The 24010-nt window shown below is 43.8% G+C and carries 16 protein-coding genes, 2 tRNA genes and 3 pseudogenes; 19 read left to right on the top strand and 2 right to left on the bottom strand.

Features of this window, described 5'->3' with window-relative positions; all coding sequences use genetic code 11:
• Window positions 1-39 precede the first annotated feature (39 nt).
• The 13 genes and pseudogenes from M5V91_RS22130 (at window position 40) to M5V91_RS22070 (ending at window position 14090) form a co-directional block, all read left to right on the top strand.
• The gene (locus tag M5V91_RS22130) at window positions 40-996 is read left to right on the top strand and encodes a ribose-phosphate diphosphokinase (protein ID WP_009336660.1); all 957 of its coding nucleotides are present in this window, start codon (window positions 40-42) and stop codon (window positions 994-996) included.
• 162 nt (window positions 997-1158) lie between these two features.
• Window positions 1159-1809, top strand: a complete 651-nt coding sequence (locus M5V91_RS22125; protein WP_019382046.1) for a 50S ribosomal protein L25/general stress protein Ctc — start codon at window positions 1159-1161, stop codon at window positions 1807-1809.
• Window positions 1810-2071: 262 nt separating this feature from the next.
• Window positions 2072-2632: an aminoacyl-tRNA hydrolase gene (pth, locus tag M5V91_RS22120; RefSeq protein ID WP_019382047.1), complete on the top strand. Its 561-nt coding sequence runs from the start codon at window positions 2072-2074 to the stop codon at window positions 2630-2632.
• 129 nt (window positions 2633-2761) lie between these two features.
• Complete coding sequence (gene fin, locus M5V91_RS22115) at window positions 2762-2992, top strand: anti-sigma-F factor Fin (RefSeq protein WP_009336657.1); 231 nt, start codon at window positions 2762-2764, stop codon at window positions 2990-2992.
• A 479-nt stretch (window positions 2993-3471) separates the two neighbouring features.
• Window positions 3472-7010 (top strand): annotated as a pseudogene (mfd, locus tag M5V91_RS22110) (transcription-repair coupling factor).
• Window positions 7011-7424: 414 nt separating this feature from the next.
• Complete coding sequence (gene spoVT, locus M5V91_RS22105; RefSeq protein ID WP_009336655.1) at window positions 7425-7961, top strand: stage V sporulation protein T; 537 nt, start codon at window positions 7425-7427, stop codon at window positions 7959-7961.
• A gap of 432 nt (window positions 7962-8393) precedes the next feature.
• Window positions 8394-10001: a putative polysaccharide biosynthesis protein gene (locus M5V91_RS22100; RefSeq protein ID WP_284521499.1), complete on the top strand. Its 1608-nt coding sequence runs from the start codon at window positions 8394-8396 to the stop codon at window positions 9999-10001.
• Window positions 10002-10009: 8 nt separating this feature from the next.
• Window positions 10010-11464: a bifunctional methyltransferase/pyrophosphohydrolase YabN gene (yabN, locus tag M5V91_RS22095; RefSeq protein ID WP_284521498.1), complete on the top strand. Its 1455-nt coding sequence runs from the start codon at window positions 10010-10012 to the stop codon at window positions 11462-11464.
• A 17-nt stretch (window positions 11465-11481) separates the two neighbouring features.
• Window positions 11482-11748, top strand: a complete 267-nt coding sequence (locus M5V91_RS22090; RefSeq protein WP_009336652.1) for an RNA-binding S4 domain-containing protein — start codon at window positions 11482-11484, stop codon at window positions 11746-11748.
• A gap of 257 nt (window positions 11749-12005) precedes the next feature.
• On the top strand, window positions 12006-12308 hold the full coding sequence (gene yabP, locus M5V91_RS22085; protein ID WP_009336651.1) for a sporulation protein YabP: 303 nt from the start codon (window positions 12006-12008) through the stop codon (window positions 12306-12308).
• Window positions 12305-12937 carry a spore cortex biosynthesis protein YabQ gene (gene yabQ, locus M5V91_RS22080; RefSeq protein ID WP_071157151.1) on the top strand — a complete coding sequence of 211 codons (633 nt, stop codon included), beginning with the start codon at window positions 12305-12307 and terminating at the stop codon, window positions 12935-12937. Before yabP ends, yabQ begins: the two co-directional genes overlap by 4 nt.
• Window positions 12938-12952: 15 nt before the next feature.
• Window positions 12953-13405 (top strand): FtsB family cell division protein, encoded by a 453-nt coding sequence (locus M5V91_RS22075; RefSeq protein ID WP_284521497.1) that lies wholly within the window; start codon window positions 12953-12955, stop codon window positions 13403-13405.
• 229 nt (window positions 13406-13634) lie between these two features.
• Window positions 13635-14090: a S1 domain-containing RNA-binding protein gene (locus tag M5V91_RS22070; RefSeq protein WP_019382054.1), complete on the top strand. Its 456-nt coding sequence runs from the start codon at window positions 13635-13637 to the stop codon at window positions 14088-14090.
• 314 nt (window positions 14091-14404) lie between these two features.
• On the opposite strand, the gene M5V91_RS22065 is transcribed toward M5V91_RS22070, so the two are convergent.
• Window positions 14405-14476 (bottom strand) — tRNA-Glu (locus tag M5V91_RS22065).
• 61 nt (window positions 14477-14537) lie between these two features.
• Window positions 14538-14611, bottom strand: a tRNA-Met gene (locus M5V91_RS22060).
• Between the two features lie 356 nt (window positions 14612-14967).
• Between M5V91_RS22060 and spoIIE the strand changes: the two are divergent.
• From spoIIE to ftsH, 6 genes and pseudogenes are all read left to right on the top strand, one after another.
• Window positions 14968-17447, top strand: a pseudogene (spoIIE, locus tag M5V91_RS22055) (stage II sporulation protein E).
• Between the two features lie 270 nt (window positions 17448-17717).
• A complete protein-coding gene (locus tag M5V91_RS22050) occupies window positions 17718-18455 on the top strand; it encodes a VWA domain-containing protein (protein WP_009336644.1) in 738 nt (245 codons plus the stop codon).
• Window positions 18424-19401: a serine/threonine protein kinase PrkT gene (gene prkT, locus M5V91_RS22045; protein WP_251175680.1), complete on the top strand. Its 978-nt coding sequence runs from the start codon at window positions 18424-18426 to the stop codon at window positions 19399-19401. Before M5V91_RS22050 ends, prkT begins: the two co-directional genes overlap by 32 nt.
• A 211-nt stretch (window positions 19402-19612) precedes the next feature.
• Complete coding sequence (gene tilS / locus M5V91_RS22040) at window positions 19613-21001, top strand: tRNA lysidine(34) synthetase TilS (RefSeq protein WP_251175676.1); 1389 nt, start codon at window positions 19613-19615, stop codon at window positions 20999-21001.
• A gap of 23 nt (window positions 21002-21024) precedes the next feature.
• Entirely contained in the window at window positions 21025-21570 is a 546-nt protein-coding gene (hpt, locus tag M5V91_RS22035) for a hypoxanthine phosphoribosyltransferase (RefSeq protein WP_175609168.1), read from the top strand.
• Window positions 21571-21713: 143 nt separating this feature from the next.
• Window positions 21714-23704, top strand: a pseudogene (gene ftsH / locus M5V91_RS22030) (ATP-dependent zinc metalloprotease FtsH).
• Window positions 23705-24010 lie beyond the last annotated feature (306 nt).

Below are 24010 nucleotides of genomic sequence, written 5' to 3'. Positions count from 1 at the left end.
ACTTTCTATATGTAAGAAATAAATCGATGGAGGCCCAAAATGTCAAACCAGTATTTAGATCCAAACTTAAAGGTGTTCAGTTTAAATTCAAACCGCAAGCTAGCTGCAGAAATCGCCAATGTAATTGGTGTGGAGCTTGGTAAATGTTCCGTAACTCGCTTCAGCGACGGCGAAATCCAAATTAACATTGAAGAAAGCATCCGCGGATGCGATGTATATGTAATCCAATCTACAAGCTCTCCTGTTAATGAGCATTTAATGGAGCTTTTAATTATGATCGATGCTCTTAAGCGTGCATCTGCCAAGACCATCAACATTGTAATGCCTTACTATGGCTATGCCCGCCAGGACCGCAAAGCAAGAGCGCGTGAGCCGATTACAGCTAAGCTTGCAGCAAACCTTTTGGAAACTGCTGGTGCAACCCGTGTGATTACACTTGACTTGCATGCGCCGCAAATTCAAGGTTTCTTCGATATTCCGATCGATCATTTAATGGGTGTGCCAATCCTTTCTGATTACTTTAAGAACAAAATGATGGATGGCGACATCGTAATCGTATCCCCAGACCACGGAGGCGTAACACGTGCACGTAAAATGGCTGATCGCTTAAAAGCGCCGATTGCCATCATTGACAAGCGCCGTCCAAAGCCAAATGTGGCTGAAGTCATGAACATTGTTGGTAACATCGATGGCAAAACTGCCATCTTAATCGACGATATTATTGATACTGCCGGAACCATTACATTAGCAGCAAATGCCCTGATCGAGAACGGTGCATCAGAAGTCTATGCATGCTGTACACACCCGGTTCTATCTGGACCTGCCATCGAAAGAATTGAAAACTCAACAATCAAAGAATTGGTTGTAACAAACTCAATTACTCTTCCAGAAGAGAAGAAAACAGACAAGATTGTCGAACTTTCCGTAGCACCGCTAATAGGTGAAGCAATCATCCGAGTTCATGAAGAGCAATCTGTCAGCACTCTGTTTGATTAATAGGTAATTAAATAACTTTTCCAGGCTTGCTGTAAAGCAAGCCTGGTCTGCGTTCTTTTTAAAAATAGCATATGAAAAAAACAAAAACGTTTAGACTTCCTCATTTTAGGGCATTTTTTTATATAGACGAGAATTTTTCAAAATGAGGAAGGGGACGTATTTATGACAGCTGTATTGCAAGCAAAGGAAAGAAAAGGTTCACGCAACTCCAACTTAACTTCACTGCGAAAAGAAGGTAATATTCCGGCAGTTGTGTATGGTTCAAAACTTCAAAGCCAATCCATCTACTTAAGCGAAGCCGATTTTCTAAAGACGATCAAGGAAGTAGGCAGAAACGGCGTATTTTCATTAGATGTAGATGGCAGCAAACATGAAGTGGTGCTTGGTGACTACCAGTCCAATCCGATTAAAAATGAAATTGTCCATGCCGATTTTCTAGCGGTGGATATGAATAAGGAAATGACAGCCGATGTACGCGTCGTCTTGACTGGAGATGCAGCAGGAGTAAAAGATGGAGGCGTAATGCAGCAATCCATGCATGAAGTCTCTGTTACAGCGACACCGAATAATATTCCACCTTCTGTTGAAGTGGATGTAACAAATCTGCAGGTGAATGAGACCTTAACAGTCGCTGATATCAAGGCAAATCGCGGCTATGAAATCAATAATGAAGATGAAGAGGTTATCGCTTCCATCCTTCCTCCGAGACAGGAAGAAGAAATCAACAGCGGTGAAGAACAGGAAGCTGGTACTCCTGAAAATGAAGAAGGCAGAGAAACAACAGCAAATGAAGATAAAGCAGGTGGAGAATAAGCTCAGGGAAACTATTCTTGCAGGGGCTTGGCAATAATGGCCAGCCCCTGTTTGCATGGCATTAAAATGAATCCGAATGAGACGCGCATTCGGATAAGATCAGAAGCAGCAGGGGCAATCGAGTCCCTGGCACAACTTCGACAGAATTCTTCTTATCGAACAACACACTTTCTACTATAATGAAAAAGAGAAATGAAAAAGCTCAGAGCGCACGCCTGGATAAATGCTGGGCTTCTGCGCTTTTCGAATATGGGGTGAGAAAATGAAATTAATTGTAGGGTTGGGGAATCCCGGCAAGCAATATGATAAAACAAGGCACAATATTGGCTTTGATGTGATTGATGTCTTATCGGACCGGCTGAATATTCCTTTGAATCAGGCCAAGCTGAAAGGCGTATTTGGCACAGGTTACGTGAATGGAGAGAAAGTATTTCTGCTAAAACCTCTTACATATATGAATTTATCAGGAGAATCCATCCGGGCTGTTATGGATTATTTCGAGATAAATGATGATGAACTTGTGGTCATTTATGATGATCTGGATCTTCCTGTAGGCAGGATACGTCTCCGTCAAAAAGGGAGCGCAGGAGGCCATAATGGGATCAAATCTACAATCGCACATCTGGGAACACAGGAATTTAACAGAATCCGAGTTGGCATCGACCGTCCGCCGAGCGGCATGAAGGTGCCTGACTATGTGCTGGGACGTTTCACGAAAGAAGAACAGGCTATTATGGACGAAACGGCTAAAAAGTGCGCAGATGCCTGTGAGGAATGGTTCAAAAAACCATTTTTACAGGTAATGAACGATTTTAATCAATAATCTTCATATTTTATCAATCTTATCATAGAATAATGTATCTTTTCATTGCCGGCATCGTCTTTTGCATGAATAAGTTCCCTTCCTGAGGTCCATACTAGAATCATGGACAGTTTAACGGGAGGGACAGGCATGGCTATTCATTATCATTGCCGTCATTGCGGAACAAAGATTGGTTCAATAGAGAAAAGCTCAGTTTATTCAGAGCAGCTTGGCTTCCATAAGCTAAACGATCAGGAACGCCAGGAGATGATCTCCTATGAACAATCAGGAGATATGCATGTAAAAGCGATCTGTGAGGATTGCCAGGAATCACTGGAACGCAATCCGGATTATCATCAGCAGGACTTTATTATTCATTAAAAAGCTTTGGAGACAATCCAAAGCATTTTTCTATTTCTATTTGAGGCAATCATTTTATTTAATAGAAACCGTTCTATAGATTCTTGTTGCATCCATATTTTATTAGTAAGATTAATGAAAGTTAAAATGGATTTTGCAGACTGTCAGTTATCTGGCTCGATGGGCCTGAATTGGCACCTGCTTTTTGGCGGTTGAACTGCCTGGGAAAAGATACTCTTTAAATGTTGAGAACTGTCTAGCTGCAGCGCCTGCCACCTCGAGGTATAAGTAAATCCTCCCAAAAGGCAAAGAACTCCTTTCCGTGAGGCTCGTCTTATGCTTGCCGGGGATGATAGATGATAGGTGCGCTTGCGCTTTTCTAAAAAGATAGAAAGTATAACTTTTAACTTCGAGAACTGTCTAGCTTCAGCACCTGCCCCCTCGAGGAGCTTGTCGGGGGTGGGCAAGGCGCTTACGCTTTTCTTATAGGAGGGGCTTTCATGTTAGGTCTTAAAGAGATTATTAGCCGGCAGGATGATGTAAGTTCCATCATGTCTGGCATAGAGGAAGGACTTAGGGAGCAAATGCTTGCCGGATTATCTGGATCAGCACGCACCTTGTTTTTGTCTTCCATATATGAGCAATCGGGAAGGCCGATGCTAGTAGTAACACACAACCTTCTGCAGGCACAGAAGCTATATGATGATATTGTCAATCTGGCTGGGGAATCGGAAGTGTTTTTGTATCCTGCAAATGAGTTGATTGCAGCGGAAATGGGGATTGCCAGCCCGGAATTAAAGGCCCAGCGGATTGAGGCTTTAAATTATTGGAGCAAATATAAAACAGGAATCATGATCGTCCCGATGGCCGGGTTAAGAAAGATTCTCCCGCCTCCAGGCCACTGGCAGAAATACCAGCTGTCTTTAAAAATTGGTGATGAACTGACAGACGAACAATTAAAAAACTTTGTCCATATGGGCTATGTTCGTTCGGAAATGGTTTCTTCGCCGGGAGAATTCAGCGTCAGGGGCGGAATCATTGATATCTATCCACTGACTGAGGCTGATCCAGTTAGGATTGAGCTATTTGATACAGAAGTTGATTCAATCCGGACTTTTTCTTTGGAGGACCAAAGGTCAAAAGAAAAATTAAACGAGATTTCGATTGGACCAGCAACCGAAATACCTCTGGATTCAGAACACTTCCAGACATTAATTGAAAAACTGGAAAAAGGTTTGGGATCAAGCCTGAAAAAACTGAAAGATGATAAAGCGAAAACACAGCTGGCCCAGAATGTTGGCTATGAATTAGAACAGCTTCGAATGGGGAACAAGCCTGAACACCTTTTCAAATACCTATCGTTTGCCTTTGAGGAAGGAAGTAGTTTAGTAGACTATCTCCCTGCCAATGGCTTAATTTTCATTGACGAAATCAGCCGTGTGCAGGAAATGAATGACTCTCTTGATAAGGAAGAGGCCGAGTGGTATACAAGTCTTTTAGGCGAGGGCCAGATCATTCATGATGTGAAGATTTCACACACCTTAAAAGAGTTTCTGCACCGTTCAAAGCATCCGATTACGTATATGTCGCTGTTCCTGAGACATGTACCGAATACAAATCCGCAAAACATCATTAATGTCACCTGCAAACAGATGCAGAATTTCCATGGACAAATGCATGTGCTGAAAAGCGAGCTGGACAGGTGGAAAAAAGGCAGATATTCAGTCGTATTCCTGGGTCCGGACGAAGAGCGGATTAAAAAGCTGCAAAGAGTGCTTGAAGACTATGAGATTGAAGCGGCATTTGTGAGTGAGGATGACCCGATTTTAACAGGGAAAATTCAAATTACAGAAGGCAGTCTTCAGACCGGATTCGAACTTCCAAGCCAAAAGCTGGCTGTTATTACGGAAGAAGAGCTTTTTAACAAGCGCACAAAAAGAAAGCCCGCAGGCAAAAGCTTTCAAATGCAGAAAGAATTAAAAGTTATTCCGAACTGAAGGTTGGAGACTATGTCGTTCATGTTAATCACGGGATCGGAAAATACTTAGGGATTGAGACTCTTGAGATTAACGGGGTCCACAAAGATTATCTCCATATCCGCTACCAGGGCAGCGACAAGCTGTATGTGCCAGTAGAACAGATTGAGCTTGTCCAGAAATATGTCGGCTCCGAAGCAAAAGAGCCAAAAATTTATAAGCTGGGCGGAAACGACTGGAAGCGGGTTAAGAAAAAGGTTCAATCATCTGTTCAGGATATTGCGGATGATCTGATCAAGCTATATGCAGAACGAGAGGCATCAAAAGGCTATGCCTTCAGTCCGGATGGGGATATGCAAAGGGAATTTGAAGCGGCCTTCCCATACCAGGAAACAGAGGACCAGATCCGTTCCATCCATGAAATTAAGAAAGATATGGAGAGGGAGCGCCCGATGGACCGCTTATTATGCGGAGATGTGGGCTATGGGAAAACAGAAGTGGCGATCCGTGCTGCTTTTAAGGCGATTGCGGATGGAAAACAGGTTGCCATCCTCGTTCCGACGACCATACTGGCTCAGCAGCACTATGAAACGATGAGAGAACGATTCCAGGATTACCCGATTGAAATTGGGTTATTAAGCCGATTCAGATCGAAAAAGCAGCAGACCGAAACTCTTAAAGGCTTAAAGGCAGGGACTATTGATGTAGTTGTCGGCACACACCGGATTTTATCAAAAGATATCCAGTATAGAGAATTAGGCCTGCTCATTATTGATGAAGAACAGCGCTTTGGAGTAACACACAAAGAAAAGATCAAGCAGCTTAAGACAAATGTAGATGTCCTTACCCTGACTGCAACGCCAATCCCGAGAACCCTTCATATGTCAATGCTGGGCGTGAGGGATCTATCGGTTATAGAAACACCGCCTGAGAACCGGTTCCCGGTCCAGACTTATGTGATGGAGTATAATGGTGCATTGGTTCGTGAAGCAATTGAAAGGGAACTGGCGAGGGATGGACAGGTCTATTTTCTATATAACCGGGTGGAGGATATAGAACGAAAAGCCGAGGAAATATCCATGCTAGTTCCAGATGCAAGGGTAACATATGCCCATGGGAAAATGACGGAAAATGAGTTAGAATCTGTTATGTTAAGCTTCCTGGAAGGCGAGTCCGATGTTCTCGTCAGCACAACGATCATTGAAACTGGCGTAGATATTCCAAATGTCAACACGCTGATTGTCCATGATGCAGACAAAATGGGTCTGTCCCAGCTTTATCAGCTTAGGGGACGGGTTGGCCGTTCCAACCGGGTTGCCTACGCATACTTCACGTATCGAAAAGATAAAGTATTAACAGAGGTAGCTGAAAAGCGGCTACAGGCCATAAAGGAATTTACAGAGCTCGGTTCTGGTTTCAAAATTGCCATGCGGGATTTATCAATCCGGGGCGCCGGCAATCTGCTTGGAGCAGAACAGCATGGATTCATCGACTCTGTCGGTTTTGATCTGTATTCGCAAATGCTTAAAGAAGCGATTGAAGAACGGAAAGATAAGCTGGATGGCGTCGAGGCAAAACCGGCTAAGATCGAGATCGACTTGGATGTTGATGCCTATATTCCTGATTTTTACTTGTCTGATGGCCATCAGAAAATAGAAATGTATAAGCGCTTCCGCGGCATTTCTTCGCTTGAGGATGTGGAAGAGCTCCAGGATGAGATGATTGACCGTTTTGGCGAGTATCCGGATGAAGTGGGATATTTATTCCAGATTGCCGAAATGAAGGCATACGGTGAACTTGCCGGAGTCGAGACAGTTAAACAATCCAAACAGGAAGTACTGATTCTATTATCGGAAAAGGCCAGCGAGCATATAGATGGCCAGAAGATTTTCCAGATCACAAGCAAATACGGCAGAATGATCGGCCTGGGCATGGAAGGAAAGAAACTGAAAGCTGTCCTCCATATTAAAGGCATAAAAACAAATGAATGGCTTAACATTGCATACGAAGTGATCAAAGGAATGCAGGAAGCGAAAAAAGAGCAGGAACATCCAACTGCGTAAATTTATGGAAATATCACTGTCAATAAAATGAAACAATAGAAATGTTTATCTCTTTCTGACGAGGGTAATTTTAAGTTGAAGGATCATTTGGAATGTTTATCCGGTTTTGGAATGAATAACATCTATGAGAAAAAGTTTTTGTGCACGTATATAACTTTCCATATGAAAGATACTAAGTTCAAACATGGCGATGCATTCATTTTCTCCCAATTATGGATCATAGCCAAAAGAGGAAAGAGTAAGTGCTGAGCTGGTGTTAGAGTTGTCTAGCTCCAGCGCCTAGCCCCTTGAGTCATAAGTCAAATCACTTTAGAAATCGGGATTTCCTGTGTGATTCTTCTTATGCTTGTCAGGAGTGAGCAAGGCACTTCCGCTTTTCTATTAAATCATCAGATGAAAGTGAGGCAACGTTGGATGAAAGCAACAGGTATAGTTCGTCGAATCGATGATTTGGGTCGTGTAGTCATTCCTAAAGAAATCCGCAGAACACTGCGTATTCGTGAGGGGGACCCGCTGGAGATTTTCGTAGATCGTGATGGAGAAGTCATCTTAAAGAAATATTCACCAATCAGTGAACTGAGCGATTTTGCAAAAGAATATGCAGAAGCATTATATGACAGCCTGGGAAATCCAGTGTTAATCTGTGACAGAGATACTTACATTGCTGTTGCAGGAGGTTCTAAAAAGGATTACTTAAACAAAAACATAAGCGATCTTGTTGAAAAAACAATGGAAGAGCGCAGTTCAGTCCTGGTTAACCAGTCAGGCGACATCTCGCTTGTAGACGGGAACACAGAATCTTCCTCCGCTTATACAATCGGCCCAATCATTGCAAACGGCGACCCAATTGGAGCAGTTATCATTTTTGCAAAAGAAGATTCACTGGGCGACGTGGAACAAAAAGCAGTTGAAACAGCAGCAGGCTTCCTGGCCAGACAAATGGAATCATAAAAATGGATACTTAATGAAAGGGGTAGCGGAATGCTGCCTTTTTCTTTGGGCTCGGGGATGGCGGGCACGTAAACCGGGTATTCAGCACAGAAAGTAAGTGAGTTGCGCCAACACACAAAAGCCCTGGACCGGCGCGTAATCGAGGAGCGCGCATAAAACAGGTACTTCCGCGCATAAAGCAGATCGCGCGCGCAATTCAGAGGAATTCGCGCACAAGAACCCCGAACCCGCGCGTAACCGAAAAATTGACGCGCGAAAACAAAGATTTCCCGCGCACAAGGATAGTGAGCGCGCGCAACCCAAGGATATCCGCCCGAAAAAATACGAAACCCGCGCAGAACCGAAAAACAACGCGTGCAATCCTGGTAAATCCGCGCATAAAGCCCCAATGTGCTATAATACTTTCGAATTCAATTGGAAGGAGATGGGCAATTGAAGCCCGTTCAGACATCTGGCGATTTGTTTAAAGGAGCGTTTATCCTTACGATCGCTGCCCTGATTACAAAAATTTTGAGTGCTGTTTACCGGGTCCCTTTTCAAAATATCGTTGGGGATGTAGGGTTTTATATATATCAGCAGGTTTATCCGTTCTATGGAATCATTATCGTGTTATCTACATATGGATTTCCTGTCATTATTTCAAAGCTTTATGCCGAGCAGGCCGCTCTAAAGAAAGAGAAGGATATTCAGAACTTATTTGCCGTTTCTGCCTTTGTTCTGTCCATAATAGGTTTTATCGGGTTCTCCATTCTGTATTGGGGTTCGGACTGGCTGGCTGTCAGGATGGGCGATCCGAAGCTGGCGATCTTACTCAGAGTGGTGGCAGCCATGTTTCTCCTTTTCCCGATTCTGTCCCTTTTCCGGGGATATTTTCAAGGCACAGGAGATATGGTTCCAACCGCAGTCTCCCAGGTAGGAGAACAGCTTGTCAGAGTCATTACCATCCTGCTCGCTGCTTATTTGCTTGTTAAGGGAGGAAATTCTCTATACATGGTGGGAAGCGGGGCCCTTTTTGGTGCCATAACCGGCGGACTTATTGCCATCCTGATTTTAATCACCTTCTTTTATATAAAAGAAAGAAAAAACCTGCCGTCCGCCATTGCCATCGATTTTAGACAAAGCGGCAAGCTGGCCAAAACGATTATCATACAGGGATTTGCCATCTGCATCAGCAGTCTCGTGCTTATTTTCATTCAGCTGGCAGATTCGTTCAATTTATACTCGCTTTTATTAACATCCGGAATTGAAGGAGAGGAAGCGAAGGCGCTGAAAGGTGTGTATGACCGCGGACAGCCGATTATCCAGCTGGGCATTGTTGTGGCAACATCCATGTCCCTGTCGCTGGTGCCGCTCATTTCCAAAGAAAAAATGAGAAATCAGCCTGCATTTCTTCATAATAAAATCAGACTTGCCCTTCAAATCGGCATTCTTGTTGGTGCTGCAGCAACGGCTGGCCTATGGAATATCATAACGCCTGCAAATATTATGCTGTTTGAAAACTCGTCAGGATCGGATGTCCTGGCGATTCTTAGTCTGCTGATCTTGCTGAGCAGCCTGATCATCACAATCACAGGCATCCTGCAGGGACTGGGATTTATCTTTTTCCCGGCAGCGGCTATTTTGATGGGATTTGCCGTGAAACTTGGCCTGAACATCCTATTGGTTCCTTCTTACGGCACAGCAGGTGCAGCGGCCGCATCGTGCCTGGCGCTTGCTGCCGTCTTAATTTTTCTTATTGCAAAGCTTCGTTTATATTTGAAGATATCATTGATTTCTCTGCGCTTTTTATTGGTGGCCGGATTTGCTGCTTTGATGATGTCGGTTGTTTTGCAGCTGTATCTTCAGGCCACAGCCATGCTGCCAATACCGGATCCGGGCAGAATGTTTGCCGGATTCCAGGCATTAAGCGGCGTAGCGCTGGGGGCCTTAACGTATTTGTATATCATATTTAAAGGCAATACTTTTAAAGAGGAAGAGCTTGCTCTGCTTCCGCTTGGAAGCAAACTCATGTTCTTGCTTCCCAAAAAGACTAGGAGATGAATCGCTTTATGAAAAAAATAACCATTCTCGGGCTTGGAGCAGGAGACTTGGATCAGCTTCCTTTTGGCGTATATCGAAAACTTAAACAGGCAAAGGTCTTGTACCTGCGGACAAAGGAGCATCCGGTTCTGCGGGATCTCGAACAAGAAGGGCTGACATATCAGTCTTTTGATCATATCTACGAAAAACATGAGAAATTCGAAGAAGTGTATGAGGAAATTTGTGAATTCCTCCTGGAAGAAGCCCTTGCCAAAGAGATTACATATGGAGTTCCAGGACATCCGCTTGTTGCGGAACGTACGGTGCAGCTTCTCATAGAGCGTGCTCCGCAGAGAGGCATTGAGATTATGATCGAAGGAGGACAAAGCTTCCTTGATCCTTTATTTCAGGCTTTGAAAATTGATCCGATCGAAGGATTTCAGCTTCTGGATGGAACCGATTTAAACAGAGATGAGATCCAGGTGGCCCAGCACGTCATCATTGGACAGGTTTATGACCAGTTTGTTGCGAGCGACGTCAAGCTGACACTGATGGAAAAGCTGCCTTACGATTACGCGGTTTATATTGTAACAGCTGCCGGCAGCAAGGATGAGGTTATTAAACAAGTACAGCTGCATGAACTGGATCATAATATGGAACTGAATAACTTAACTTCTGTATATGTGCCTCCTGTAAAAAATGATGCAGTCCTCTATAAAGATTTTTCAAAACTGCGGAGCATTATTGCGGAACTGCGGGGGCCAAACGGATGCCCATGGGATAAAAAGCAAACTCATGAATCATTGAAGAAATATTTAATTGAAGAAGCCTATGAGCTGATTGAAGCAATCGATAATGAAGATAGCGAGCATATGACAGAAGAACTGGGAGATGTCCTTCTCCAGGTGATGCTGCATGCACAGATTGGCGAAGACGAAGGTTATTTTACCATCGATGATGTGATCGAAGGACTTTCTGAAAAAATGGTCCGCCGTCATCCTCATGTCTTTGGTGATATACAGGCAGAAAATGAAGAAGAGGTGCTTAAAAATTGGCAGAGCATTAAGCAGGAAGAAAAGGGTGAAAAGCAGGAATCCATGATGGATTCTGTCCCGAAATCATTCCCGAACTTAATGAGAGCGGCTGAAATTCAGAAAAAAGCAGCAAAAGTCGGTTTTGACTGGAAGGAAGTTGAGCCTGCCTGGGAGAAGGTAAAAGAAGAGATTGCTGAATTCGAGAAGGAAGCCGTGAACTTAAGCCCCGAGATGGAGGCGGAATTTGGCGATATCCTGTTTGCGCTTGTAAATATTGCGCGTTTCTATAAAATTGATGCCGAAGAAGCTGCGAGAAAAACCAATGAAAAATTCATCCGCCGTTTTACTTTTGTGGAAGAACGGGTAATGATGAGCGGCAGTAAATTTGAAGACTTTACACTCGAGCAGCTCGATGAATTCTGGAATGAGGCAAAATCCAAAGGTTACTAATAGAGGAGTGGCAATAGATGAGATTAGATAAATTCTTAAAAGTATCAAGGCTTATAAAAAGAAGAACACTGGCAAAAGAAGTCTCCGATCAGGGAAGGATCTCCATAAATGGACAGCAGGCCAAAGCGAGCTCAACCGTTAAAGTGGGCGATGAACTTCAAATCCGCTTCGGGCAGAAGCTGGTAACGGTCAAAGTGGAGCGCCTGCAGGAAACGACCCGCAAGGAAGAAGCGGCGGAAATGTACTCGATTGTTAAAGAAGAGAAGGTTGAATCGGAAGCATAAGGCCTGCTCCTATGGAGATTGGCCGTTAAACTATCGGTTTCGGCCGATAAAAGAGCGTTGCTGGCCGTTAAATTCCCGTTTTAGGCCGATAAAATCTTCATATTGGCCGTTAAATCTTAATTTAGCGTAATTTCATCCGTATCATTTTTCAAATTCAGCAGCGCCTCCGCTTTTCCTATTGGCTTGTTCTATTTTAATTCCCCTTTTCATAAACATGTACAAAAAGGTTGTACTATGCTGATTGCGGGGGATGAATAATGAGTCAATATTATGAGTCAAGTTCAAACAAAACCAATACTCAGGAACACGATGTCATTATGAGAGGCAGAAGACTGCTCGATATTACTGGCGTTAAACAGGTCGAAAGCTTTGATAATGAAGAATTTTTGCTGGAGACGGTGATGGGTTTCCTGGCGATTAGAGGGCAGAACCTGCAGATGAAGAATCTGGATGTGGACAAGGGAATTGTTTCCATCAAGGGGAAGGTATTTGACCTTGTTTATATTGACGATCAGAATGGAGATAAAGCTAAAGGCTTCTTTAGCAAGTTGTTCCGATGACACTGACCACTCAATTTGTGACCATGCTGGCAATGATCGGCATGGGAAGTGTATTTGGGGCTGCCCTTGATACGTATAATCGTTTCCTGCAAAGAACCAGGCGGAAAAGCTGGCTTGTATTTATTAATGATATTCTTTTTTGGCTCGTCCAGGGCCTGGCAATCTTCTATATTTTATTTCTGGTGAATCAAGGCGAGTTAAGGTTTTATATTTTCATTGCTTTGCTGTGCGGTTTTGCCGCTTATCAAAGTTTATTTAAGAAAATGTATCTGCGGGTATTGGAGATATCCATCCGGATGGCGATCTCCATATACCGCTTTTTCGTGAAGACCATTACTTTGCTCATCTATAAGCCCATCCAGGGTCTTATTATGGCGTTAATTGCGATAGCCGTTATGCTTGGAAAAGGACTTTATTCCCTTTTAAAAGTCATACTTCGAGTCTTTTGGTTCATCTTGAAAGTGGTTTTTCTGCCTGTCAAATGGATTTTGTCACTTTTGTGGAAGTTATTGCCGAAAAAGATTAAAAAAACAGTCGAGAAGTTATATAATAAATTGGCAGGATATTTACAGCTGATAAAGAATTATGTTTTAAAATGGATTGCAAAGTGGAAGAAACCTAAAGAGTAAGGAGGGAGTGCGGAAGTGAGTGCCACCAAGAAGAAAAATGTAGCCAAAATGGAAACCAGCTATGTTAAACAGCAGGAAGCAGCAGAGATCAGTGCGGGCCGTAAGAAAAAGCTATTATTTCGCAGATTAGCGGCATTTTTCACACTGGCAGCCGTCGTTTCATTTTTTATGATTTCCACACTCGTTTCGCAGTCTGCTGCTCTGGAAGAAAAAGTGGAAGAGAAAACCCGGCTTGACCAGGAGCTTTCTGACCTTAAGAAAAAGGAAGTCATGCTCGAAGAAGAAATTGTTAAGCTGAATGATGATGAGTATATCGCGAAGCTTGCCCGCAAAGATTACTTCCTATCCGACAATAACGAAATCATTTTTAACCTCCCTGAAGAAGAGACGGAAAAAGAAAAGAAAAAGGAAAAAAGGCCGATTGACGCTATATTGACACTCTTTTTTTGGTTTCTGTATAATATATAGTAAGTTTGATTTATCGCAGATTAACAGGCAGTACCCCTTCGTTTAAAGTAAGTTAAACCTAATGAAGTTAGTAAAAAGGGAACTGTCTGTAAAGGTCCGGTAAGTTCAACTCCCCATCAGTGAATATGTATGAAAATATAATTCTGTACAGCTGGACTGAGCTGAGGATGTATTTTGCAGCACCTGATGGAAGTTTCACTTTATATCTTTCAAGGAGGCAATTTTTTTAATGTCAATCGAAGTAGGCAGCAAGTTAAAAGGAAAGGTCACAGGCATTACAAAATTCGGAGCATTTGTGGAGCTGCCGGAAGGCTCAACGGGTCTGGTGCACATAAGTGAAGTCGCTGACAAGTATGTAAAAGATATTAATGAGCACCTCAAAGTGGGTGATATGGTTGAAGTGAAAGTCATTAATGTCGAAAAGGACGGCAAGATTGGATTATCCATCAAAAAGGCAAAAGACCGGCCTGAGCGTTCTGAAAGACCTGAAAGAGGCGACAGAAAAGAATTCAGACCTAATTCAAACTCTGGCCGACCTCGCCAAAACCGATCAAACGACCATCGCCCTAAAGAAAACTTTGAAGCCAAAATGGCTCGTTTCCTAAAGGACAGCGAAGATCGTCTGTCATCGCTAAAACGCCATACTGAATCCAAACGCGGAGGAAGAGGCGCTAAACGAGGATAACTTGCTGCTGATTGATCTATATAGCAGGATGGAAAACAAGTCCGATTGGGCTTGTTTTTTTGTGCTGTTTAATGAAGTAATTTCTGATGGAAACTTATTAATAGTGAAATCTTAATGCAGCGCGAAGTGACCGATAATCCGGAAAAGTAACCGATTTATTGAAAATCTGACCGCTAAACATGACAAAGTGACCGATAACTGGAAAGCAATTAAAAAAGGTTCATCAATTACTAGGTAACTGCTGTTCTGAAAGAAGAAAAATTCATCCAAAACCATCAAAAAAACGCCAGCCTAAGGCTGACGCTCTTTTGAAATGACCCGTACGGGATTCGAACCCGTGTTACCGCCGTGAAAGGGCGGTGTCTTAACCGCTTGACCAACGGGCCAGGATAATATTGAATTTTGAGGAGCTTGAGTGGTTTAAGCTCAAACCTCGAATATTTCAGATAGCGGCGGAGGGGATCGAACCCCCGACCTCACGGGTATGAACCGTACGCTCTAGCCAGCTGAGCTACACCGCCATATTTTTATAGATTTATAGATGTGCTCTGAAGCACAAGATTTATAATACAAATTTTTAAAAAGGAAGTCAATAAGATATTTAAAGAAATATGTCGTAAATTTCCCTTGCCTCTTCGTCAATTTCTTCCAAGCTTCTCTTTCCGCGGAAAGCTGTCGTTCCAAGGGTTTGTTTACTTTTTTTGTCAGAACCAAGCGGAACTTCAGAAAGACCAATTTTAAATCTTGTTATCTATCCCCATATATAGTGGAAAACCGTCGAACGAAAAGCCGGGGCTTGTCCGCTATTTTGACAAACTTCTGGAGCGCTGGATTTTATAATTGTCAGCAACGATAAAAATATGGGGAGTGTAGTTTAATGGAAAAGGTAGAAAGGAATGTAATGGAGCCGATCGGGGAAGTGCCCTTCAACAAACCGAAACTGGATTTTGCCAAAGGCTTAAAAAACTCCACTCGGGGTTGGAGAATTTCTTTCTGAAAAAAGGCTATGTTCTGCTGATCATTGGCTTTTTGCTTGGAAGAGCCTTGATATTGGCGAAGCTTACCCCATTTAGCCTTCCGTTTTTTGCAGCGGTTTATTTCATACGAAGGGATAAGGCGCCCCTGGCCCTAGTGGGATTAATGGCAGGCGCTGCCACATTGTCCATCTCCAATGCTGTATCTGCTTTTGGAATAACCTTCATCTTTTTATTTGCCTTCCGGGTCTCGAAAAAATGGCTGCATAATGAAATCAGGGCACTGCCTTTTTTCGTGTTCTTCACTCTTTTAGGAGGCAAGCTCCTGGAGGCTTTCATTACGAAGGGCCAGCTGACTTTATATGATGGAATGATGGCCGGTATTGAATCAGGCCTTGGTTTCATTCTAACGCTGATTTTCCTGCAGGGTCTGCCGCTGCTTTCGATAAATAAACGCAGACAATCACTGAAAACCGAAGAAATTGTCTGCCTGATCATTATGCTGGCATCTGTCATGACGGGAACGATCGGCTGGACGGTCTATGATCTTTCGGTCGAGCATATTATGTCTCGCTATCTTGTCCTGCTCTTTGCTTTTGTAGCAGGAGCCACCGTCGGTTCTACAGTAGGGGTGGTAACCGGTCTGATCTTCTCCCTTGCGAATATATCGAGCTTTTATCATATGAGTCTGCTGGCCTTCGCGGGTCTATTAGGCGGTCTTTTAAAAGAAGGCAGGAAGTTCGGTGTGGCATTCGGCCTTCTGATTGCAACACTCCTGATGGGCATGTATGGAGAAGGAAGCGGAAATCTCATGAAAACTCTGTATGAAACAGGCGCAGCGATTCTCTTATTTTTATTAACTCCGCAGGCTTTAACGATGAAATTGGCCAAGCACATCCCGGGGACGCCTGAATATGCCGCTGAGCAGCAGCATTATATGAGAAAAATGCGCGATGTGACAGCACAGCGTGTTGCCCAGTTCTCAAGCGTCTTCCAAGCCCTTTCCAAAAGCTTCTCCTCTCATAATGAGCCATCTGAATGGGAGGAAGACGGTGATAGGGAAGTGGATTATTTCTTAAGCAATGTAACGGAAAAAACATGCCAGACCTGCTTTAAGAAAGATCATTGCTGGTCAAAGAACTTTAATACAACCTATGACTATATGATGGATATTATGCACGATGTGGACAACAATGAAGGTGCTCTTTCTCCAAAGCTTGCGAGGGATTGGGAAAAGTACTGCACAAGATCGAAAAAAGTGACTGAAGCTGTACAGCAGGAGCTGACTTATTTTAAGGCGAACCAAAAGCTGAAGAAGCAGGTTCAGGAAAGCAGAAGGCTGGTAGCTGATCAACTGATGGGTGTTTCGGAGGTAATGGGGGATTTTGCGAAAGAAATCCAGCGAGAGCGGGAAAATCATCATAAGCAGGAAGAACAGATTCTTGAAGCACTTCAGGAGTTTGGCATTCATATCGAGCAGGTGGAAATTTACAGCCTGGAGCAGGGAAATGTCGACATTGATATGACCATCCCATATTGCCAGGGGCATGGGGAATGCGAAAAGCTAATTGCACCAATGCTATCTGATATTTTGGGAGAAACGATATTAGTAAATTCAGAGGAATGCGCCGCGTTCCCAAATGGATACTGCCATGTCACATTCCGGTCAGCCAAGGCATTCGTGGTTGAAACTGGCGTTGCACATGCTGCGAAGGACGGCGGTTTAGTATCAGGGGACAGCTATTCCACTATCGAACTGGGCTGCGGAAAGTTTGCGATTGCCATCAGTGATGGAATGGGCAATGGGGAACGGGCTCATGCGGAAAGCCAGGAAACACTTCAGCTCCTGCAGAAAATTCTTCAATCGGGCATTGAAGAGCAGGTCGCCATTAAATCAGTCAATTCCGTTCTTTCTTTAAGGACAACAGACGAAATTTTCTCCACCTTGGATTTGGCAATGATTGATCTGCAGAATGCCGACGCGAAATTTTTGAAAATTGGATCAACTCCAAGCTTTGTAAAGAGAGGCCATAAGGTAATAAAAATTCAGGCCAGCAATCTCCCGATGGGAATCATTCAGGAATTTGATGTAGATGTGGTCAGTGAGCAGCTTAAAGCCGGAGATTTGCTGATCATGATGAGTGATGGCGTTTTTGAAGGGCCGAAGCATGTCGAGAACTTTGATTTGTGGATGAAGCGCAAGGTATCCGAGTTGAAGACGGACGACCCTCAAGAAGTGGCCGATTTAATTATGGAAGAGGTCATCAGGTCAAGATCCGGGAATATTGAAGATGATATGACGGTGGTTGTGTCAAAGGTCAAACACAATACTCCGAAATGGACCAGCATTCCCGTACATGCCATGCGCCAAAAGGCCAACTGATTAATTTGCTCATTGCTAAATAACTCAATAAAGTCTCTAAATTAGATAATTGTCCAGCTCAGCACCTGCCCCCTCGAGGTCATAAGCTTATCAAGCTGCGGCTCCCAGGGACGAAAGGCTTGCCAATCCCTTCCAGAAGGGAAGAACACCTTCTTGCAGGGTTCGTCTTATGCTTAGCGGGGGTGAACAAGGTGCTTCCGCATTTCTTAGGTATAAATCCCTCCTTTCAGTCGAAAATGCTAACAACTCAAATGTGGAGGGGAGATTCAAATGAAAACAGGAACATTGAAGCAAATTTTACTGATAACGGATGGCTGTTCAAATCAGGGTGAAGATCCCGTTGCCATGGCGGCCTTGGCCAAGGAGCAGGGAATAACTGTGAATGTCATCGGAGTCATGGAGCAGGATGTCATTGATGAGCAGGGAATGAATGAAATTGAAGGAATCGCGATGTCAGGAGGCGGTGTCAGTCAGGTTGTCTACTCTCAGCAGCTGTCCCAGACGGTACAGATGGTGACGAGAAAAGCCATGACCCAGACCCTTCAGGGAGTTGTGAACAAGGAGCTTCAGCAGATCCTCGGCGGTTCCAAAACAATGGAGGACCTTCCGCCTGATCAGCGCGGCGAGGTGATGGAGGTTGTGGATGAACTGGGTGAGACAGTCGAACTTGAAGTGCTGGTTCTCGTGGATACCAGTGCAAGTATGAAACATAAGCTTCCAACCGTTAAGGAAGCCTTGCTGGATCTTTCTCTAAGCCTTAATGCACGATCTGGTGATAACCGATTTTCCGTATTCGTATTTCCCGGGAAAAAGAAAGATGTCGAAAAACTGCTGGATTGGACGCCGAATCTTGAATCGCTGACCAGCATTTTCTCGAAATTGACAACAGGAGGGATTACGCCTACAGGTCCGGCTATTCAAGAGGCCTTAAACCATTTCAAGAAAAAACGTTCATTAAGGAGTTTGCTTTCCCGTGATGATGAATCATTCTTTGAAGAGTCAGTGTAAAGTAAACCCTGGTACTGTAATTGAAGGAAAGTGGCACCGAAACCGATATACCATTATAAAGGAATTAGGGTATGGTGCGAATGGGATTGTTTATCTCGCTAAAAACCAAAATCAGCAGGTTGCTTTGAAAATGAGTGATAACGGGATGTCCATCACGTCTGAAGTGAACGTCCTTAAATCCTTTGCAAAGGTCCAAGGCTCTGCCCTCGGGCCTTCTTTGCTTGATGTGGATGATTGGGATAGGAGAAGCGGAAAGGTTTCGTTCTATGTAATGGAATATATACAGGGCCCTGATTTACTGACATTTATCCAGCAAAAAGGATCATCCTGGACCGGTGTTTTAATCGTACAGCTGCTGAACGATCTTGATTCCTTGCATAAAGCGGGCTGGGTTTTCGGTGATTTAAAGCCGGATAATTTGATCGTAACAGGCCCTCCTTCAAAAATACGCACCATAGATGTGGGTGGAACCACCATTCAAGGCAGGGCGATAAAAGAATTTACCGAGTTTTATGATCGCGGCTATTGGGGATTGGGGACCAGAAAGGCTGACCCGGCCTACGATCTCTTTGCTGCAGCCATGATTATAATCAATACGGCATACCCAAAAAGGTTTGCCAAGACAACCGGTGACTTCAAACAGCTCAAAATGATGGTCCGCCAAAAGAAAGAGCTGCTGAAATACGAAGATGTTATTCTAAATGCCCTGCAAGGCCACTATAGCTCGGCTGGTGAAATGAGAAATGATATGCTCCAGCTCACTCGTTCAAATCCTGTGCAAAGGAGCACGGGAAACAGGAACGCCGGACAAAAAGCCCGTCCTCAGCCTGCCAGCAGGCAAGTGTACAGGCAGAAAAAACAGAAAGGGAGCATCTTTGAAACTCTGCTGATTACCCTTATCGTGACGCTTCTTTATTTCTTATATATTTATGGGCAGCTGCTTTAAATTTGAGAAAAATGAAACTTTCTTCTCCCTGATTCGTATAGTAAGCTTAATCCCTTTTGATATTTACCCTTTAAAAATGATATGCTTTTCTATATGAAGGATTACGCTGCCCTTTGCAGGGGTAGTATAAAGTGAAACTTCAATAATAGAGGATGATTTTTTCTCTGATTGTCAGCGATAAATATATTTCTATCGGATAAGGAAGAAGCCTATGCTCCAAGAGAAAGTGAGTGCTTTCCTTAAGAAAAAGGGATTGGATTTAAATAATAAGAAAATAGTAGTCGGTGTATCGGGAGGACCGGATTCAATCGCCCTGCTTCATTATTTTTGGAACCAGAGACAGCAGCTTCAAATAGAACTAATCGCCGCTCATGTCGATCATATGTTCAGAGGCGAGGAATCTTTTCAGGACGCCATGTTTGTGAAGGATTACTGCAGAAAGAAAGCCATTCCATTTGAAATGGAAAGAGCGGATGTACCGGAGTATATGGAGAAGTCCGGGAAGAGTTCCCAGACAGCTGCAAGGGATTGCCGCTACAGCTTCTTTCAAAGAACCGCCAAGAAATATGGGGCAGAGTACATAGCGCTGGGACATCATGGCGATGACCAGGTTGAAACCATATTAATGCGGCTCACAAGGGGAAGCACCGGCAGCGCAAGAGCAGGAATTCCTTTCAAGCGTCCATTTGGCGATTATTTTATCATCCGCCCTTTCCTGTGCTTGAATAGAGCCGAAATCGAAGACTACTGCCTGAAGGAACGCCTGAACCCCCGGCGGGATCCAAGCAATGAAAAAGGCATATACAGCCGCAACCGATTCAGACAGGAAGTGCTCCCATTCCTGAGAAAAGAAAACCCTCAGGTGCATGAGCATTTTCAAAGATTCAGTGAAGATTTGCAAAGTGATGAAGCATATCTGCAGGAATTAACGGTCCACAAAATGAATACAGTAATGAAAAAGAAGGCCAATGAGGAAATTAGTATGGATATCGATGCTTTCGAGGCAATGCCAATGCCTTTACAAAGGAGAGGGATTCAACTAATATTAAACTATCTTTATAAGGAAAGGCCGGCATCGTTATCGGCATCTCATATTGAGAGCATTTTTTCCTTAATGAAAAGTCCTCATCCATCGGGAAATCTAGATTTTCCAGGCGGTTTACATATTGTACGCTCCTACCGGCAATGCCACTTCTTATTCCCGAAGGAACCTGTACAATCCTATCGATATGAAATCTTCGAACCTGCATGCATTAAACTCCCAAACAGCGGATCGATTATCCTTGAATATGCTGACTGTTCTGATGGAATTCTAAACAATGATACCCTGGTATTAGACAGGGAGAGTGTTTCTTTTCCAATCATTATCAGGACTAGGGAAAAGGGAGACCGCATGACGCTTAAAGGAATGCAAGGGTCCCGAAAGATAAAGGACATTTTCATCGATCATAAAGTACCGCTGCATGATCGGAAAACATGGCCAATTGTGACAGATGCACAAGGCAGGATCCTGTGGGTGCCTGGTTTGAAGAAATCACATGATGATAGGCAGCAGCAATCTTGTACCAGCTATATTATTTTAAAATACATAAAGCAATGATCTTCTAGGGGGCACAATAAATGATGAAAAATGATATTGAAAAAGTACTGATTTCGGAAGAGGAGCTGCAGGATAAGATTAAATCCCTTGCTGCTGAACTCACTGAAGAATACCAGGACCGATTCCCGCTTGCCATTGGGGTGTTAAAAGGAGCAATGCCTTTTATGAGCGACCTTTTAAAGCGTGTGGATACATATCTTGAGATGGACTTCATGGATGTTTCAAGCTATGGGAATTCAATGGTTTCTTCAGGAGAAGTGAAAATTCTGAAAGATCTTGATACTTCTGTGGAAGGCAGAGATATTCTGATCATTGAGGATATCATCGACAGCGGCTTGACACTCAGCTATCTTGTTGAGCTGTTCCGCTACAGAAAAGCGAAAAGCATTAAGATTGTAACACTGCTTGACAAGCCAACAGGAAGAAAGGCTGATATCAAAGCTGATTATGTAGGATTTATTGTTCCTGATGAATTCGTAGTCGGCTACGGCCTGGATTACGCGGAAAAATACCGCAATCTTCCATATATTGGAGTCCTGAAGCCGGAAGTATACAGCAACAACGATTAAGGAAATCCTAAGCATTGATCTTGCATTAAAGCCCTTTACTGAAACAAGAATCACCCGGTTTTAAGAAGTCTAATTCCTTGTATTGGCACGATTTTCTATGATACTATACACTATAGTTTGTTTACCGTGGGAGGAGGTAAGGGATGAATCGGATCTTCCGGAATACCATCTTTTATTTATTAATATTTTTAGTCATTATTGGAGTTGTCAGCTTCTTTAACGGCAACAATGAACCAACGGAGCACATCTCTTATAATAAATTTGTTGATCACTTGGAAAGCGGCGACATTACGTCCATTTCCCTTCAGCCTGAGAGAGGTGTATTTGAAGTACGGGGTCAGCTTGAAGGATATGAGGAGGGCAAATACTTCCTGACTTATATCATGAACAATGATAATATCCTTGACCGTGTGGATCAATTAGCCCAGTCTTCAGATGTAGAAGTCATGCCGGCTAAGGAAACAAGCGGATGGGTGACATTCTTTACGTCAATCATTCCTTTCATCATCATCTTCATACTATTCTTCTTCCTGCTGAACCAGGCGCAGGGCGGAGGAAGCCGTGTGATGAACTTCGGCAAAAGCAAAGCCAAGCTTTATGATGAAAGCAAAAAGAAAGTGCGCTTTAAAGATGTTGCAGGCGCCGATGAAGAAAAGCAGGAGCTAGTTGAGGTCGTTGAGTTCCTTAAAGACCCGCGCAAATTTGCTGAATTGGGAGCAAGAATTCCCAAAGGGGTTCTTCTTGTAGGACCTCCAGGAACAGGTAAAACCTTGCTTGCACGGGCGGCAGCCGGTGAAGCGGGCGTTCCGTTCTTCTCCATAAGCGGTTCTGATTTCGTTGAAATGTTCGTAGGTGTGGGTGCTTCCCGTGTCCGTGACTTATTCGAAAATGCGAAAAAGAACGCGCCATGTATTATATTTATCGATGAAATTGATGCTGTAGGGCGCCAGCGTGGTGCCGGCCTAGGCGGCGGACACGATGAACGCGAGCAGACCCTTAACCAGCTTCTAGTTGAAATGGATGGATTTGGAGCAAATGAAGGAATTATCATCATTGCTGCCACAAACCGTCCGGATATCCTTGACCCGGCATTATTGCGTCCGGGACGTTTTGACCGACAGATTACAGTTGACCGCCCAGATGTCAAAGGCCGTGAAGCAGTGCTTAAGGTACATGCCCGCAACAAGCCTTTAGATGAGTCGGTTAACTTAAAGAGCATCGCGATGCGTACACCTGGATTTTCAGGTGCAGACCTTGAAAATCTATTGAATGAAGCAGCGCTTGTAGCGGCCCGCCGCAATAAGAAAAAGTCGATATGGAAGATATCGATGAAGCAACAGACCGCGTTATTGCAGGACCAGCTAAGAAAAGCCGTGTTATTTCCCAAAAGGAAAGAAACATCGTTGCTTTCCATGAAGCCGGTCATACAGTCATCGGTTTAGTGCTTGATGAAGCTGAAATGGTTCATAAAGTGACAATCGTGCCGCGCGGCCAGGCTGGCGGATACGCAGTGATGCTTCCGAAAGAAGACCGCTACTTCCAGACGAAACCAGAGCTTCTCGACAAAATTGTCGGCTTGCTTGGCGGACGTGTTGCAGAGGAAATCGTGTTCGGCGAAGTGAGTACAGGTGCCCATAATGACTTCCAGCGTGCGACAGGCATTGCCCGCCGCATGGTAACCGAATTTGGAATGAGCGATAAGCTTGGACCATTGCAATTTGGACAGTCTCAGGGCGGCCAGGTCTTCCTTGGACGTGACTTCCATAATGAACAAAACTATTCAGATGCAATCGCCTATGAAATTGATCTTGAAATCCAGCGCATTATCAAGGAATCTTATGAAAGAGCAAGAAAGCTCCTCACAGAAAACCGAGATAAGCTAAATCTGATTGCAAATACATTGCTTGAAGTCGAAACGCTTGATGCGGAACAAATCAAGCATTTATCAGATCATGGCAGACTGCCTGACCGTTCAGTGACTTCTATTTCAACTGATGAAGATGTGAAAGTGAACATCAGCATCAAGAAAGAAGATCCTGCTGAAACAGGCGAAATTCCTGAAACAAGGGAAGGCTCAAGCCCTGCAGAAGCTGACGTGCCTCCTGCTATCGACGAAGAACGCAAAGACAAATAACCAAAAGCGCCTCTAGGGGCGCTTTTTTTGCGGGAAAAATATCAATTGCCAGACCGGTTGGAATTTCCGATTACACGAAACAATAACAGTTGTGATATGATGTTTTCAGTGTAAAAAAAATATCAGATAAGGCTATTTTCGTAAAGGTTGTTGCTCTCAACTGCAAACTTATTTTAATTTGCTGAGTTGATTGCAGCGGAGGGTGCTTGATCCTCGAAAATGCTTCCGTATTTTCTTTGTGCGGTGCTAATTCAAGGAGTCTTACTCAATGTCCTGCGGGAGAGAAGTGGAAGACCCCGAAGGCTT

It is taken from the genome of Cytobacillus pseudoceanisediminis (assembly GCF_023516215.1).
Classification (GTDB): Bacteria; Bacillota; Bacilli; order Bacillales; family Cytobacillaceae; genus Cytobacillus; species Cytobacillus pseudoceanisediminis.
This window is presented reverse-complemented; position numbering and strand designations above follow the sequence as displayed.

Excerpts from the sequence above, each read along its gene's own strand:
- M5V91_RS22130 (WP_009336660.1), top strand. The coding sequence starts at position 40 with ATGTCAAACCAGTATTTAGATCCAAACTTAAAGGTGTTCAGTTTAAAT.
- M5V91_RS22125 (WP_019382046.1), top strand. The coding sequence starts at position 1,159 with ATGACAGCTGTATTGCAAGCAAAGGAAAGAAAAGGTTCACGCAACTCC.
- pth (WP_019382047.1), top strand. The coding sequence starts at position 2,072 with ATGAAATTAATTGTAGGGTTGGGGAATCCCGGCAAGCAATATGATAAA.
- fin (WP_009336657.1), top strand. The coding sequence starts at position 2,762 with ATGGCTATTCATTATCATTGCCGTCATTGCGGAACAAAGATTGGTTCA.
- spoVT (WP_009336655.1), top strand. The coding sequence starts at position 7,425 with ATGAAAGCAACAGGTATAGTTCGTCGAATCGATGATTTGGGTCGTGTA.
- yabN (WP_284521498.1), top strand. The coding sequence starts at position 10,010 with ATGAAAAAAATAACCATTCTCGGGCTTGGAGCAGGAGACTTGGATCAG.
- M5V91_RS22090 (WP_009336652.1), top strand. The coding sequence starts at position 11,482 with ATGAGATTAGATAAATTCTTAAAAGTATCAAGGCTTATAAAAAGAAGA.
- yabP (WP_009336651.1), top strand. The coding sequence starts at position 12,006 with ATGAGTCAATATTATGAGTCAAGTTCAAACAAAACCAATACTCAGGAA.
- yabQ (WP_071157151.1), top strand. The coding sequence starts at position 12,305 with ATGACACTGACCACTCAATTTGTGACCATGCTGGCAATGATCGGCATG.
- M5V91_RS22070 (WP_019382054.1), top strand. The coding sequence starts at position 13,635 with ATGTCAATCGAAGTAGGCAGCAAGTTAAAAGGAAAGGTCACAGGCATT.
- M5V91_RS22050 (WP_009336644.1), top strand. The coding sequence starts at position 17,718 with ATGAAAACAGGAACATTGAAGCAAATTTTACTGATAACGGATGGCTGT.
- prkT (WP_251175680.1), top strand. The coding sequence starts at position 18,424 with ATGATGAATCATTCTTTGAAGAGTCAGTGTAAAGTAAACCCTGGTACT.
- tilS (WP_251175676.1), top strand. The coding sequence starts at position 19,613 with ATGCTCCAAGAGAAAGTGAGTGCTTTCCTTAAGAAAAAGGGATTGGAT.
- hpt (WP_175609168.1), top strand. The coding sequence starts at position 21,025 with ATGAAAAATGATATTGAAAAAGTACTGATTTCGGAAGAGGAGCTGCAG.